The organism is Streptomyces murinus (assembly GCF_002154555.1).
GTDB classification, from domain to species: Bacteria; Actinomycetota; Actinomycetes; order Streptomycetales; family Streptomycetaceae; genus Streptomyces; species Streptomyces murinus.
Genome location: NZ_MUNF01000494.1, coordinates 1 through 14045 on the forward strand (window position 1 = coordinate 1; position 14045 = coordinate 14045).

12 protein-coding genes are annotated in these 14045 nt (G+C 72.5%); 3 read left to right on the forward strand and 9 right to left on the reverse strand.

Translation table 11 applies throughout. The annotated features are described in order from the left end of the window. The first annotated feature begins 95 nt into the window (after nt 1–95). Entirely contained in the window at nt 96–1547 is a 1452-nt protein-coding gene (locus tag CCN72_RS27550; RefSeq protein ID WP_086810526.1) for an amidase, read from the forward strand. 50 nt (nt 1548–1597) lie between these two features. On the opposite strand, the gene CCN72_RS27555 is transcribed toward CCN72_RS27550, so the two are convergent. Continuing rightward, entirely contained in the window at nt 1598–2233 is a 636-nt protein-coding gene (locus CCN72_RS27555) for a molybdopterin-dependent oxidoreductase (RefSeq protein ID WP_086810528.1), read from the reverse strand. Nucleotides 2234–2410: 177 nt separating this feature from the next. On the opposite strand from CCN72_RS27555, the gene CCN72_RS27560 reads away from it, so the two are divergent. Next, complete coding sequence (locus tag CCN72_RS27560; protein WP_086810530.1) at nt 2411–3103, forward strand: M24 family metallopeptidase; 693 nt, start codon at nt 2411–2413, stop codon at nt 3101–3103. Here CCN72_RS27560 and CCN72_RS27565 read toward each other — a convergent pair. Continuing rightward, nucleotides 3076–5823: a molybdopterin-dependent oxidoreductase gene (locus tag CCN72_RS27565; protein WP_086810532.1), complete on the reverse strand. Its 2748-nt coding sequence runs from the start codon at nt 5821–5823 to the stop codon at nt 3076–3078. The two genes, CCN72_RS27560 and CCN72_RS27565, sit on opposite strands and share 28 nt — an antisense overlap. Then, nucleotides 5820–6632, reverse strand: a complete 813-nt coding sequence (locus CCN72_RS27570; RefSeq protein ID WP_086810534.1) for an FAD binding domain-containing protein — start codon at nt 6630–6632, stop codon at nt 5820–5822. The genes CCN72_RS27565 and CCN72_RS27570 overlap by 4 nt, the downstream gene beginning before the upstream one ends. A 214-nt stretch (nt 6633–6846) precedes the next feature. Between CCN72_RS27570 and CCN72_RS27575 the strand changes: the two genes are divergently transcribed. Beyond that, the gene (locus tag CCN72_RS27575; protein WP_086810536.1) at nt 6847–8421 is read left to right on the forward strand and encodes a PucR family transcriptional regulator; all 1575 of its coding nucleotides are present in this window, start codon (nt 6847–6849) and stop codon (nt 8419–8421) included. Here the strand turns inward: CCN72_RS27575 and CCN72_RS27580 are convergent. The 6 genes from CCN72_RS27580 to CCN72_RS27605 all read right to left on the reverse strand — a co-directional run. Beyond that, entirely contained in the window at nt 8375–8776 is a 402-nt protein-coding gene (locus tag CCN72_RS27580) for a TOBE domain-containing protein (RefSeq protein ID WP_086810538.1), read from the reverse strand. The two genes, CCN72_RS27575 and CCN72_RS27580, sit on opposite strands and share 47 nt — an antisense overlap. A gap of 45 nt (nt 8777–8821) precedes the next feature. Then, the gene (gene acs, locus CCN72_RS27585) at nt 8822–10780 is read right to left on the reverse strand and encodes an acetate--CoA ligase (RefSeq protein WP_086810540.1); all 1959 of its coding nucleotides are present in this window, start codon (nt 10778–10780) and stop codon (nt 8822–8824) included. A gap of 43 nt (nt 10781–10823) precedes the next feature. Beyond that, entirely contained in the window at nt 10824–11453 is a 630-nt protein-coding gene (locus CCN72_RS27590) for an acetate uptake transporter (RefSeq protein WP_086810542.1), read from the reverse strand. Nucleotides 11454–11715: 262 nt separating this feature from the next. After that, nucleotides 11716–13278, reverse strand: coding sequence for a sodium/solute symporter (locus tag CCN72_RS27595; RefSeq protein ID WP_086810544.1), 1563 nt, complete (start codon nt 13276–13278; stop codon nt 11716–11718). Between the two features lie 43 nt (nt 13279–13321). Next, complete coding sequence (locus tag CCN72_RS38710; protein WP_141720558.1) at nt 13322–13675, reverse strand: hypothetical protein; 354 nt, start codon at nt 13673–13675, stop codon at nt 13322–13324. A gap of 13 nt (nt 13676–13688) precedes the next feature. Then, a partial coding sequence (locus tag CCN72_RS27605; RefSeq protein WP_143664217.1) for a LytR/AlgR family response regulator transcription factor occupies nt 13689–14045 on the reverse strand: 357 nt, incomplete at its 5' end.

Here is a 14045-nt window from a genome sequence, read left to right on the forward strand (position 1 = left end):
GATCAGTCCCGCACGATACCGACCGGTATCGTGCGGGACTGATCGGTACCGGTTCTCCGGTTCTCCGATCCTCCGTTTCCTCTGAAGGGACGAACATGAAGCTTTCCGAGTACGTGCGCTACGACGGCGTCGGCCTGGCCGACCTGGTGGCTCGCGGCCAGGTGACCGCCGCGGAACTCGCCGCGACCGCCCAGGCGGCGTCCGACGTGGTGAATCCGCAGCTCAACGCGGTCGTGGAGACCTGGCCCGCACAGGACATACCGGCTGCGGGCAGTACGCCGCTGGCCGGCGTGCCGTTCCTGATCAAGGATCTCGCCGTCGCGATGGCCGGCAAGCGGGTGGAGCTGGGCAGTCGGATCGCCGCCGGAAACGTCGCCGGGGCCGACTCATCGCTCATGGCGCGCCTGCGCCGCGCCGGGCTGGTGACGCTCGGACGCACGGCGACCCCGGAGTTCGCGTACAGCACCACCACGGAAGGCGTCCTGTACGGCGCCACCCGTAACCCCTGGGACCCCACCCGCAGCCCCGGCGGCTCCAGCGGCGGCTCGGGAGCGGCGGTCGCCGCGGGCATCGTCCCGATCGCGCATGCCACCGACGCGGCGGGTTCCGTCCGGGTCCCCGCCGCCGCGAACGGTCTGTTCGGGCTGAAGCCGACCCGTGGCCGGATCTCCATGGGGCCGGACACCGACGAGGTCTTCAACGGGCTCGCCGTGCACGGCTTCCTCAGTCGCTCGGTGCGCGACAGCGCCGCGCTGCTGGACCTCGTCCACGGCCCCGAGGCCGGCGACCCCTACGCCGCCCCGCGGCCCGAGCGGCCGTACACGCGGGAGATCACCCGTTCCCCGGGCAGCCTGCGGATCGGTCTCCTCACCCGGCCCTGGGGCGGCCGGGCCGTCGAAGGCACCGTCCTCGACGCCGTACTCCGCTCCGCGCGACTCGCCGAGTCCCTGGGGCATCGGGTGGCGGAGGTCCAGGTAGAACTGGGCATCGGCTGGGAGGAGTTCGTCCAGGCCAACGCCCGTCTGTGGAGCACCAATCTGGTGACCTGGATCGACGGCTTCGCCACCGCCTTCGAACGGCCCGTCGACCTCACCACCCTCGAACCCGAGACGCTCGCCAGTTACGTCTACGGACGGCGGGTCAGCGGCGCCGAGTTCGTCGACGCGCTCGCGATGCGCAACAGCGTGGCGCGCGCGATCGGCCGCTACTTCACGCAGTACGACCTGCTGCTCACCCCGACCCTGCCCGAACTGCCGGTCCCCCTGGGCACGTACGCCGAGGACGTAGAGGGCATCGACGGGCTCGGCTGGCTCGAACAGGTCTTCCACCGCTCGCCGTTCACCGCCGCGTTCAACATCGCGGGCACCCCGGCCATGTCCGTCCCCCTGGAGACGGACCCGGACACCGGACTGCCCATCGGCATCCAGTTCGCCGCGGGTTACGGCCGCGAGGACGTCCTCTTCCGCCTCGCCGGACAACTGGAAGAGGCCGCTCCCTGGGCAGGGCGGATCCCCGCCGTGTGGGCGGGCGGTCACGACGGCGCCTGAGCGGTGGGCGACGAGGGGAACCGTCGGGCCGGTCCTGGGAAGCGGGTCCGTCAGGAAGCGGGTCCGTGCGGTCCTTCGATGTCCTCCTCCAGGTAGGAGTAGCGCTGCTGCTTCCAGGGGTCGGCGATGTTGTGGTAACCGCGTTCCTCCCAGAAGCCGCGCCGGTCGGCGGTCAGGTACTCGATGCCGCGCAGCCACTTGGGGCTCTTGTAGCCGTAGAGATGGGGGACGACCAGGCGCAGGGGGAAGCCGTGTTCGGCGGTGAGCGGCTCGCCGTTGTGGTGGGTGGCCATGAGGGTCTCGGGCGAGGTGAAGTCGCTCAGGCGCATATTGGCGGAGTAGCCGTACTCCGCCCAGGCCATGATGTGCCTGACCCCGGGCGCCGGCGGGACCAGGTCCAGGACGGCTGCCGCGGGGATGCCGTACCACTCGTGGTCGGTGGAGGTGGGGCCGCTCGCGCAGTGCAGGTCGGCGACGACGGTGGTACGGGGGAGGTCGGCGAGGCCGTCGAAGGCCCACTCATGCGTCTCACCGGAGGCGGTGGCGCCGAAGACGCGCAGGTTCCAGCGTTCGGGGCGGAAGCGGGGGACGGGGCCGTAGTGCGAGACCGGCCAGCCGTGCACATGCCGTTGCCCGGGGGGAATGCGACCGGAGACACCGGCCGCGGGGGAAGGCGATTCGGCCACGGACCGCGCCCTTTCTCGTCATCTCGTCCTGTTGTCCTACGTCCCTTGCAGCGTAGGCGCTCGCCGTTCTCGATGCCCGCCAGCGCGCACGGAGCGGCGGGCGCATCGCCGGTGACCTGCGGGAGACCCGAGCCGGCCGGCGCGGCCGCGCACGCTCCGGCTGTTACCTTCGGCGCCATGACGGATGACGAACCCACGCGCTCGGCACGACTGCTGGACGCCCAGGCGAAGGCCGAGCGGCTCTTCGCGGAGATCGAGGAGCGCGGGCTGATCGCACCGGGGGAGGGGGAGCGGGCCGTCAGCGACCGCGTCCGGGATCTGGCCAACGAGTTGTTCGGCACGACCCGGCACTGGCACAAGCGGATCATCCGCTCCGGCCCGAACACGCTCAAGCCGTACCGGGAGAACCCACCGGACCGGGTGATCGGCACGGACGACATCGTGTTCGCCGACTTCGGGCCGATCTTCGAGGAGTACGAGGCCGACTTCGGCCGGACCTTCGTCCTCGGCGACGACCCGGTGAAGCACCGACTGCGGGACGATCTGCCGACGGTCTTCGCCGCGGGCCGCCGCTGCTTCGAGGCAGACCCGGACATCACCGGCGAGCAGCTGTACACCGAGGTGCGGCGGCTGGCTGCCGAGGCAGGGTGGGAGCTGGGCGGCTGGCACGCCGGGCACCTCGTGGGCGAGTTCCCGCACGAGCGGATCGACGGCGCGGACGTGGAGTCGTACATCACCCCCGCGAACGAGACCTCGCTGCGGCGCACGGACAGAGCCGGACGCCGCTGCCACTGGATCCTGGAGATCCATCTCATCGACCGGGAGCGGGAGTTCGGCGGCTTCTACGAGGAACTGCTCACCCTTGGCTGACCCGTCACCCCGGCCCGGTGCAGGGCGAGCCACACCCGGTCGCGGGTCAGCGGGAGTTCGGTGAAGCGGACGCCGGTCGCGTCGCGCAGCGCGTTGGCGAAGGCGGGGGCGACCGGGTTGAAGGGGCTCTCGCTCATGGACTTGGCGCCGAGCGGGCCGATGGCGTCCGCGGTCTCCATGAAGTGGACCTCGGTACGCGGGACATCGGCGTACTGGGGGAGCCGGTACCGGCGGAACGCGGCCGTCTCGACCTCACCGCGCCCGTCGACGCGGACGTTCTCGAAGAGCGTGGCCCCGAGCGCCTGCGCGACCCCGCCCTCCACCTGGCCCCGGCACTGCATCGGGTTCATGACCTTGCCCGCGTCGGCCGCGTGCACACTGCGCAGGATCCGGATCTCACCCGTGCCGGGGTCCACGGCCAGCCGGAACCACTGGGCGTTGAAGGCGACCGAGCGCGGGGTGCCGCCGAAGTGGCCGTCCGCGGCGAACTCGACGCCGACCGCGCGGGCGGTCGCGTACAGCTCCTTGAGCGGCAGCCGCCCGCCCGGGTGCAGCACGGCCTCCTCCGTCAGGCGACACGCGGCACGCGGCACGCGGAGATGGGCGGCGGTGAAGTCGAGGAGCATGTCGGCGAGGGCGCGGGCGGCACGCAGCGTGGCCTTGCCCGCGACCACCACACCGGTCGAGGCGAAGGCGCCGGTGTCATGGCGTACGACGTCCGTGTCGGACTGCCGGACGGTGATCCGCTCGACGGTGGTGGCCAGCTCCCCGGCCGCGATCTGCCGGTGCACGGTGGTGGTGCCGTTGCCGAACTCCGCGGTGCCGACGGCGAGATCGAAGCCCCCGTCCGGCAGCAGGGTGGCGCGGGCGTCGGCGATATGGCCGCCCGGCGGGCCCGTGGCGATCATCGCGAGGGCCGCGCCCTCGCCGACCAGCCAGCCCTCGGGCGCGGGATCGCCCCCGGGCTCCGTCCGGGCCCGGCGGACGATGCCCAGACACTGGTCGAGGCCGTAGCTGGCGATGTGCAGGTCCTCCTCGTGGCCGCCCGGGGTGCGCATCGGCTCGCCGGGTCCGATGATGTTGCGCGCCTTGAACTCCATGGGGTCCAGGCCGAGTCGGCGGGCGAGTTCGTCCAGCGCGGACTCGACGGCGAACATGACCTGGCCGAGGCCGTAGCCGCGGAAGGCGCCGGCCGGGACGGTGTGCGTGTAGACGGCGTAGGCGTCGACCTTCTTGTGCGGGGCGCGGTAGACGGCCGTGGACTCGCCGATGCCGTGGAACATCACCGCCGGGCCGTGATTGCCGTACGCGCCCGTGTTCGAGACCACCCTCAGCCGGAGCGCGGTGAGGGTGCCGTCGCTCCGGGCCGCGACTTTGACGCCGATGGTGAAGGGGTGCCGGGTGGTGGCGCCGTAGAACTGCTCGGCACGGGTGTACTCCAGCTTCACCGGACGCCGCAGCCGCAGCACCGCCAGCGCGACGATGTCCTCGACGAGCATCTCCTGCTTGCCGCCGAACCCACCGCCGACCCGGCCCGCGACGACCCGGACCCTGTCGTGCGGGAGGTCGTAGAGGGCGCACAGGGCGCGGCGGGTCAGGAACGGGGTCTGGGTGCTGGACCGGACGTTCAGCCGGTCGTCCTCGTCGAGCCAGGCCACCGCGCCGTGCGTCTCCAGACTGGCGTGCTGCACCCGCTGGGTGCGGAAGGTCTGCTCGTACACGGTGTCGGCCGCGGCGAAGCCCGCCTCGATGTCGCCGATCTCGCCGTGCGCCTCGCCGACCACGTTGTCGCGGGGGCGGGCGATCCGGGCCCGCGCCGCGTCCTTGTCGTGGACGACCGGGGCGCCCGGCCGCATCGCCTCCTCCGGATCGAGGACGGCGGGCAGCACCTCGTACGCGACCTCGATCCGCCGGCAGCCCTCCTCGGCGGCGGCCTCGCTGTCCGCCACCACGGCGGCGACCCGCTGGCCGATGTACCGGACGGTGTCGTCGAGGACGCGGGTGTCGTCAGGGTCCTCCTCGGGGTGTTCGTGGCGGGCGGTGGAGAAGTGCCGTCCAGGGGCGTCCTCGTGGGTGAGTACGGCGTGCACGCCGGGGACGCGCAGGGCGGCGGCCGCGTCGATCGCGGTGATGCGGGCGTGGGCGTGCGGGGAGCGCAGCAGCTTCATGTGCAGCAGGCCGGGGACGTCGATGTCGAAGGTGTAGCGGGCGGTGCCGGTGACGACCTGGGGTCCCGCCGGGGCGGGCAGGTTGCGGCCGACGGAGTCGCCCGCGCCGGGAGCCTCCACGTGCCCGACCCCGCGTACGGCGTCCTCGATGGCCCGGTAGCCGGTGCAGCGGCACAGATTGCCCTTGAACGCCCTGGGCAGGTCGGCGAGTTGGTCCTCGTCCAGAGCGGCCGTGGTCATCAGGTATCCGGCGGTGCAGAATCCGCACTGGAAGCCCTGGGCGTCGAGGAACTTCCGCTGTACGGGGTGGAGTTCGCCGTCCGGCGAGGCCAGGCCCTCCACGGTGGTGACCGATCGGCCGTCGGCGCGGAAGGCCGGGTAGAGGCAGCTGTGGACGGGCTCGCCGTCGACGTGGACCGTGCAGGCACCGCAGTCCCCGGCGTCGCAGCCCTTCTTCACGCCGAACCAGCCGCGTTCGCGCAGATAGGTGCGCAGACACTGGCCGGGGCGCGGCTCCTCCTCGTGGGAGCGGCCATTGACCTCGATGTTCATCCGGTCACCTCCTCGCGGATCTCCTCCGCGAACCGCACGGTCATATGGCGCCGCCACTCGGGCAGCCCGTGGATGTCGTCGAACCACTCGCCGTCCGCGACGGCCGAGCCGATGGCCGCCCGCAGCGCCCCGGCGGACGGCGGCAGCGGGAACCAGAGCCGCACCGGCCGGACGGTCGACGCGGTGACCGTGATCGCGAAGGAGCCGTCGACCGGGTCCAGCGCGCCGATGACCAGCACCCCGGAGCGGCCCAGCCCGTACAGCGACGCCTGCCGGAACGCCGTACGGCAGGACAGGGCGCGGGCCGGCAGCGTGACGGACCGCAGCAGCTCGCCCTCGGCGAGGTCCTTGCGGCCCGCGCCGGTGACGAAGTCGGCGACGCGCACCCGGCGGCGGGCGCCGTCCTGGGCCAGCAGCAGGCACCGGCCGTCCAGCGCGGTGGTGAGGGAGATCATCGGCCCGGCCGGGAGAGCGTTGCAGAGGTTGCCGCCGACGGTGGCCATGTTCCAGATCTTGAAGGAGGCCAGGAAGGCCCGGCAGCACTGCTCGAACAGCGGCGCCGCCCGGTCCGTCAGCTCCTTGCCGAAGCGGGACAGCTGGGCGATGGTGCAGGTGGCGGCGATCTCCAGCGAGCCGTCCGGGCGTAGTTCCACCGGTGTCCAGCCGGTCCGGCTCAGGTCCACCAGGCGCCGCAGCCGCGGCTGGGGCTCGGAGAAGAGATACGTGCCGCCACCCAGCCAGGCGTCGCCCGGCCGCCAGGGCGCGCGATCGCGGGCGTCTTGCACCTCGACCACCGTGTTCAGGTCCATGGCCGTCAGTGAAGCAATCCGACCAGGGCCCGGACGACTGGTTCACCACACGGAAACGCGGACTTTTCCGGGCCGATCCATGGAGGATCAACCAAGAGGCATTCCGCCCGTCTGGTCTGGCATTTACGATGCGATGACTCGCACTCACCTGGTGAATGTGAGATGCCGGGCACGTGCCCCGTGCTCGGCTGCCGCACAGGGAGCCAGCGCACATATGCACGTCGAACACCTCCTCGGGGACGAGTCTCTCGGCCTGCGTCTGCTGTGGGCCGAGGGCGCGCTGCTGCGGCGGGAGATCAACGGGGTGACCGTCACCGATCTGGAGGACCCCGCCCGCTTCGTCCGGCCGGGCGAGGCCGTGCTCAGCGGACTGGTGTGGTGGACGCCGGAGGCCGGCCGGGCCAAGGCCGAGCGTTTCGTCTCCGCGTTGCGGGACGCCGACGCCGCCGTGCTGCTGGCGGGGGAGGAGACCCATGGCTCGGTCCCCGACGAGCTGATCGAGGCGTGCTCACGGCACAGCATCCCGGTGGCCGGCGTCCCGGCCCATGTGATGTTCCGGGCCGTCACCGAGACGGTCTACCTCCAGCAGTGGGGCGAACTGAGCCGGCACCACGCGCTGCCGGAGTACGTGCGCGGGCGCCTCAGCCGGCTCGTGGCCCGGGACGCCGGTCCGCGGGAGATCGTCGCGACCGCCTTCGCCCACCTCGCGTACGGGGCCGCCGCTCGTGTCCTCACCGCCGCCGGCCGTACCGTCGCGGCGACCGCGGGCGCGGACGTCCTGCCCGCGCCCGAGGCCGCCCGGATCCTCGCGGACAGCGGTGGCGTTACGGTCCCCGTCGACGCGGATGCCGTTTCCCCCTACGAGCGCTGGTACCTCCATCTGCCCGACCCCGCCGCCGCACCGCCCCGCCTGCTGCACGAGGTCGCCGCGCTCCTCGGCCGCAGCCAGGCGGCACAGGCCCGGCTCCGGGCCACCGCTCGCCGGGCGGCCGGTGAACTCGGGGCGCTGCTCGCCGCGGACGAGGCCGACTTGGTCGGCGTCGAGGGCGCGCTGCGGGCCTGCGGGCTGCCCGCCGAGGGGCCGTACCGGGTGCTGGCCGCCGCCACCTGCGCACCGGGCGCGGGCCCGGCGGAGGGCGCGCTTGCGGAGGTGCTCGCCGGTGCGGGGATCGAGGGCGCGGCGGTCGGGCGCCTGCCGGACGGCACCGTCTTCGCCGTCGTGCCCGAAGCCACCGCGGGGACCGTCACGACCTCCGGGATCGGCGCGGTGTGGCCGCGGGTCGCCGCGTGCGAGCGGACCGTGCCGCTGCACGGCGGAACCGGATCCCCGGCGAGGGGCCTCAAGGATCTGCCCAGGGCGCTGGCCGAGGCCCGCTATGCCCTGGCCTCCGCGCGCAGCACCGCGCCGGACGCGTCACTCCTCACCGACGCCACGACGCTCACCAGCCTCGAGGCCCTGCTGACCGGTGTTCCGGCACCGGTCCGCGCCGCGTACACCCGCTCCGTCCTCGGACCACTGCTCGACATCCGCAGCACCTCCGCCACGCCGCTGCTGGAGACCTTGACGACCTTCCTCGCCTGCGACGGCTCCTGGGCCCGCACCGCCGAGGCCCTGCATCTGCACGTCAACACCGTCCACTACCGCGTCGGCCGCATCGAGCGCCTCACCGGCCGCGATCTGTCCCGCCTCACCGACCGTCTCGACCTGTGGGCCGCCCTGCTGTGCCGTAGTGACCTGGACGTCACCGGCGATCGACATGGACATTCGTCGACTTCACGCGCGCGGTGACCGTGACGCCGACCGCGAGCCCCAACTCCTCGACGGCCTCGCGGGTCACGAGCGAGACCAGCGTGTGCGGCCCGGACTGGACCTCCACCCGGGCCGCCACGTCGTCCACGGCCAGGGCGGTGACGATGCCGGTGAATGCGTTGCGCACGGAGGTGGGCGGCGCGTCCTCGGGGGCGCCGCGCAGGTCACCCGCCGCGCGCTCCGCCGCGAGCCGGGCCAGCCCGGCCCCGTCGACCGACCGGTTCCCCGAGCTGTTCCGGTCCATCGGCAACCTTCCGCCGTCCGCCCATCGGCGCACGGTCTCCGGACTCACCCCCAGCAGGCGCGCGGCCTGCCCAATGCTGTACGTCGGCACACCAAGACCCTAGGGGGTACGCGGATGCCGTCGTACGGGGTCAGATCAGTCCTCGGTGGGGGTGGTGGGGAGTTTGGACTGGATGAGGTCCATGACGCTGGAGTCGGTGAGGGTGGTGACGTCTCCGAGTTGGCGGTTCTCGGCGACGTCGCGCAGGAGGCGGCGCATGATTTTGCCGGAGCGGGTCTTGGGGAGTTCGGCGACGGGGAGGATGCGTTTGGGTTTGGCGATGGGGCCGAGGGTGGCGCCGACGTGGTCGCGGAGTGTGCCGATGAGGGTTTCGTCGTCGGCGGAGGCGGTGCCGCGCAGGATGACGAAGGCGACGATGGCCTGGCCGGTGGTTTCGTCGGCGGCTCCGACGACGGCTGCTTCGGCGACGGCGGGGTGGGAGACGAGGGCGGATTCGACCTCGGTGGTGGAGATGTTGTGGCCGGACACCAGCATGACGTCGTCGACGCGGCCGAGGAGCCAGATGTCGCCGTCGTCGTCCTTCTTGGCGCCGTCGCCGGCGAAGTACTTGCCTTCGAAGCGGGTCCAGTAGGTGTCCTTGAAGCGCTGGTCGTCGCCCCAGATCGTGCGCAGCATGGAGGGCCACGGCTCCGTGAGGACGAGGTAGCCGCCTGCGCCGTCGGGGACCTCACGGGCCTCGTCGTCGACGACGGTGGCGCTGATGCCGGGCAGGGGGCGTTGTGCGGAGCCGGGCTTGGCCTCGGTGACGCCGGGCAGGGGGGAGATCATCATGGCGCCGGTCTCGGTCTGCCACCAGGTGTCCACGACCGGGGTGCGGTCGGCGCCGATGTGTTTGCGGTACCAGATCCAGGCTTCGGGGTTGATGGGTTCGCCGACCGAGCCGAGGATGCGCAGGCTGGAGAGGTCGTACTTGGCGGGGATGTCGTCTCCCCATTTCATGAAGGTGCGGATGGCGGTGGGGGCGGTGTAGAGGAGGGAGACCTTGTATTTCTGGATGATCTCCCAGAAGCGGCCCTGGTGGGGGGTGTCGGGGGTGCCTTCGTACATGACCTGGGTGGCGCCGTTGGCGAGGGGGCCGTAGACGATGTAGGAGTGGCCGGTGACCCAGCCGACGTCGGCGGTGCACCAGAAGACGTCGGTCTCGGGTTTGAGGTCGAAGACGGCCCAGTGGGTGTAGGCGGTCTGGGTGAGGTAGCCGCCGGAGGTGTGCAGGATCCCCTTGGGTTTTCCGGTGGTGCCGGAGGTGTAGAGGATGAACAGGGGGTGTTCGGCGTCGAAGGCCTCGGGGGTGTGTTCGGTGGGCTGGGCGGCGACGAGGTCGTGCCACCAGATGTCGCGGGTGTCGTTCCAGGCGACGTCCTGGCCGGTGCGGCGCACGACGAGGACGTGTTCGACGGTGCCGGCTTTTTCGGCGGCTTCGTCGACGGCGGGTTTGAGGGCGGAGGGCTTGCCGCGGCGGTAGCCGCCGTCGCTGGTGATGACGACCTTGGCGTCGGCGTCCTTGATGCGGGTGGCGAGCGCGTCGGCGGAGAAGCCGCCGAAGACGACGGAGTGGGCGGCGCCGATGCGGGCGCAGGCGAGCATGGCGATGGCGGTCTCGGGGATCATCGGCATGTAGACGGCGACGCGGTCGCCCTTGCGGACGCCGAGGTGGAGGAGGGCGTTGGCGGCGCGGGAGACCTCGTCCTTGAGTTCGGCGTAGGTGATGGCGCGGCTGTCGCCGGGCTCGCCCTCGAAGTGGATGGCGATGCGGTCGCCGTGGCCGGCCTCGACGTGCCGGTCGACGCAGTTGTGGGCGACGTTGAGGGTGCCGTCCTTGAACCACTTCGCGAAGGGGGGGTTCGACCAGTCCAGCGTCTCGGTCGGTTCTGTGGCCCAGGTCAGCCGGCGGGCCTGCGCGGCCCAGAAGCCGAGCCGGTCAGCCCTGGCCTGCTCGTACGCCTCCGCCGTGACGTTGGCGTGTGCGGCCAGGTCGGCGGGGGGCGCGAACCTGCGTTCTTCCTTCAGCAGGTTGGCCAGGCTCATGTCACTCATCAGGACTCCGTCGTCGTCGATCGGGTGGGCGGCGGTGGCGGACTCAGCCCGCGAGCGGCCAGGTCGGCAGGGACTTGTCCTTCCAGGTGGCGTTGGCCACGCCGGCGAACGAGCCGTACCAGGCCAGCACCGCGGTGAGCAGCCCCGCCCAGCCGCCGGCGTGCGAGACGCCAGTGCTCTGCCCGAGTGCTCCGGCGGCGAGCAGCACGAAGGTCAGCGACAGCACCGTGAACACCGCGAGCAGGACACCGTTGATCCGGGTGGCGACGATCGTCATGTAGAGGGTGAAGACGGCCCAGGCGAGCAGGAACAGGCCGGTGGCCTGGTGGGCGTGGGCCGCCGGGAGCTTCGGGGCGACGAACTGGACGTAGGCCGCGAAGGAGAGCCAGAAGCTGCCGTACGAGGTGAAGGCCACGGCGCCGAAGGTGTTGTTCTTGCGGAACTCCCACATACCGGCGAGCACTTGGGCGATACCGCCGTACCAGAGGGCGAGCGGCAGCACCACGGCCTCCAGCGCGCCGTCCTTGATCAGACCGGCGTTGAAGACGGAGAGCACGAAGGTGGTGAGGGCGAAGGCCGCCAGGCCCAGGGGACCGGGGTCGGCGATCTGCGTACGGGCCGCGGGGCTCGCCGGGGTCCGCTCGTCGGCGGCGGGCGTCTGGGTGTCGTTCATGGTGCGGTCCTTGGGTAGAAGAGGGCTCGGACAGCGGTCCGGGAGCGAGGCGGTGCGGACGCAGACACGGCGGACCGCGGGGGCGGTGCGCGTCGGGCTGCGGGTTTCGGTCCGGGCGCGAGTGCGCGGACGGACAGGGCGGGTTCGGCTGCCGCTCCCGGTCGGGAAGCGCGGCCGGCCGTCCCTTGCCGGTGCCTTTCTCTGGTCGGTTACTGTGCGGCACACCCGCCCCGCCGGGGAGCCCCCGTACGGGACTTGTCGATCAGTGGTGGCCGTCGCGCGACGAACGGGCGGGGACGGCGGACGAACGGTCGCCGTCCGCCGCCGAGCGGTCGCCAGGGCCCGCAGCGAGTGCCTCCGGAAGGTGCAGCCGGGCCAGCATCACGGAGGCCGTCGCGGGCACCCGGCCGGGCGTGAGCAGGGAGCCGCCCACCATGGTCAGGAAGGCGGCCGGCACGCTCCAGGCCGCGGGTTCGGCGAGCAGGGCCCCCGCCCAGCCGGTGCCGCCCACCCCGAGCAACGTGAGGGTCAGCGCCGCCGCGGACAGCCCGCCGCCGACCAGCATCCCGGCGACGGCCCCGGCCGCGGTCAGCCGCCGCCACCAGATGCCCAGCACCAGCAGCGGACAGAACGTGGAGGCGGCGACGGAGAAGATCAGGCCGACCTCGTGGGCGACGGACATACCGCTCCCCGACAGCAGCAGCGCGATCGCACAGGGCACCAGGACGGCGGGCGCGGCGGCCCGGCGGAATCCCCGTACGTCCCCGCCGAACAGATCCTGCGACAGTACGGCGGCCACGGACAGGGCCAGCCCCGAACAGGTCGACAGGAATGCGGCGAAGGCGCCCGCGACCACCAGCGCCGTCAGTAACTGGCCCGTGGTGCCCGGCACCAGGCGCCCGGGCAGCAGCAGTACCTCGGTGTCCGCCGCCCGGTCCGCCGCGGCCGGGCCCGGGGCGTAGAGCCGGCCGAGACCGCCGTACACCTCGGGCAGCAGATAGAAGACGCCGAGCAGGCCGAGGACGCCCACCGTCGTACGGCGGGCCGCGCGGCCGTCGGGGTTGGTGTAGAAGCGGGCGGTGACGTGCGGCAGGCCCATCGTGCCGAGGAAGAGGGCCACCATCAGCGAGTAGACGCCGTAGAGCCCCTGCCCGCCGTCGTGCCCGCCCGCCGCGTGCGCCACAGGCAGGGGGGAGGGGCTGCCGGCCGGATGCCAGACGCCGCGCCAGACCAGCAGCAGCGCGAGCGCCGGGACGGCGAGTGCGGTCAGCTTCAGCCAGTACTGCACGGACTGGACGAGCGTGACGCTGCGCATCCCCCCGGTGATCACGCTCACCAGCACCACGGCGGCCACCAGCACGGTCCCCGACCAGGCGGGCGCGCCCAGTGCCGTGTGCAACGCGAGTCCCGCGCCCACCAGTTGGGGCACCTGGTAGAGCAGTCCGATGAGTACGACGAACACGGTGGCGGTCCGCCGCACCGCCATCGAGCCGAGGCGTGCCTCGGCGAAGTCGGAGACGGTGTAGGCCCCCGAGCGGCGCAGCGGGGCGGCCACCAGGACGAGCAGCACCAGATAGCCGGCGGTGTAGCCGATGCCGTACCAGAGCATGGTGCTGCCGTACGTCGCCAGCAGCCCGGCGATGCCCAGGTAGGAGGCGGCCGAGACGTACTCGCCGCTCACGGCGGCCGCGTTGCGCAGCGGTGAGACGGTGCGGGAGGCGACGTAGAAGTCCGGGGTGGAACGGGACCGCAGGCCGTAGCCGCCGATGCCCACGGTCACGGCGACGACGAGGAGGACGGCCGTCAGGTTCGCGGGCGCGTTCATCGGCGGGTGTTCGTGAGCGGCGGACAGGTTTCCCGGCGGGCGTTCATGAGCGGCGCACGTGTTCGTCGAAGTCGCGTTCGTTGCGCTCGGCCCGGCGGACGTAGCAGATCCCGGCCGCGACCAGCAGCGCGTAGACGGGCGGGCCCAGGACCAGCCAGGGCAGCCCTGCGCCCCACAACCGCGCCCAGTGCGGCACCGGTACCCGCCCGAGCAGCAGCGGCAGGGCGGCCAGCGGCAGACAGACCGCGGCGCAGACCAGCAGGCCCAGCCGCAGCTGGGTGCGCATCAGCGCCTTCATGTACACCTCGCCGAGCGGGGTCTGCTCGTGTACGTCGCGCACCGCCGCGTCCCGCCGACCGGGCCGGGCGGCACGGGTGCGGGGGTGGCTGACGCTCACGCGCCGGGACGGGTCACCCATGGGCGGCCCGTCCGCCGCGCGCGAGGCCGGACGCGGGCAGCATCAGTTCGCGCAGCCGGCGGCTGCTGCGGCGGCTGACCGGGAGCACGGTGCCCGCCACCCGCACCGACAACCGCCCGGAGTCGGCGAGCAGTTCCTCGATATGGCCGGTGGCGACGAGATAGCGGCGGTGCACCCGGACGAATCCGGCGTCCTGCCACTGCTCCTCCAGGCTGGACAGCGGGGCCCGCAGCAGACAGCTCCCGGACGCGAGGTGCAGGCGCACGTAGTCGCCGCACGCCTCCACATGCCGTACCTCGGAGCGCTGCACGAAGCGGGTCACCCCGGATATCTCCACGGGGATCGTCTC

What these genes read in the sequence shown, in the direction of transcription:
- CCN72_RS27550 (WP_086810526.1), top strand. Translation starts at nt 96, where the DNA reads ATGAAGCTTTCCGAGTACGTGCGCTACGACGGCGTCGGCCTGGCCGAC.
- CCN72_RS27560 (WP_086810530.1), top strand. Translation starts at nt 2,411, where the DNA reads ATGACGGATGACGAACCCACGCGCTCGGCACGACTGCTGGACGCCCAG.
- CCN72_RS27565 (WP_086810532.1), bottom strand. Translation starts at nt 5,823, where the DNA reads ATGAACATCGAGGTCAATGGCCGCTCCCACGAGGAGGAGCCGCGCCCC.
- CCN72_RS27570 (WP_086810534.1), bottom strand. Translation starts at nt 6,632, where the DNA reads ATGGACCTGAACACGGTGGTCGAGGTGCAAGACGCCCGCGATCGCGCG.
- CCN72_RS27575 (WP_086810536.1), top strand. Translation starts at nt 6,847, where the DNA reads ATGCACGTCGAACACCTCCTCGGGGACGAGTCTCTCGGCCTGCGTCTG.
- acs (WP_086810540.1), bottom strand. Translation starts at nt 10,780, where the DNA reads ATGAGTGACATGAGCCTGGCCAACCTGCTGAAGGAAGAACGCAGGTTC.
- CCN72_RS27590 (WP_086810542.1), bottom strand. Translation starts at nt 11,453, where the DNA reads ATGAACGACACCCAGACGCCCGCCGCCGACGAGCGGACCCCGGCGAGC.
- CCN72_RS27595 (WP_086810544.1), bottom strand. Translation starts at nt 13,278, where the DNA reads ATGAACGCGCCCGCGAACCTGACGGCCGTCCTCCTCGTCGTCGCCGTG.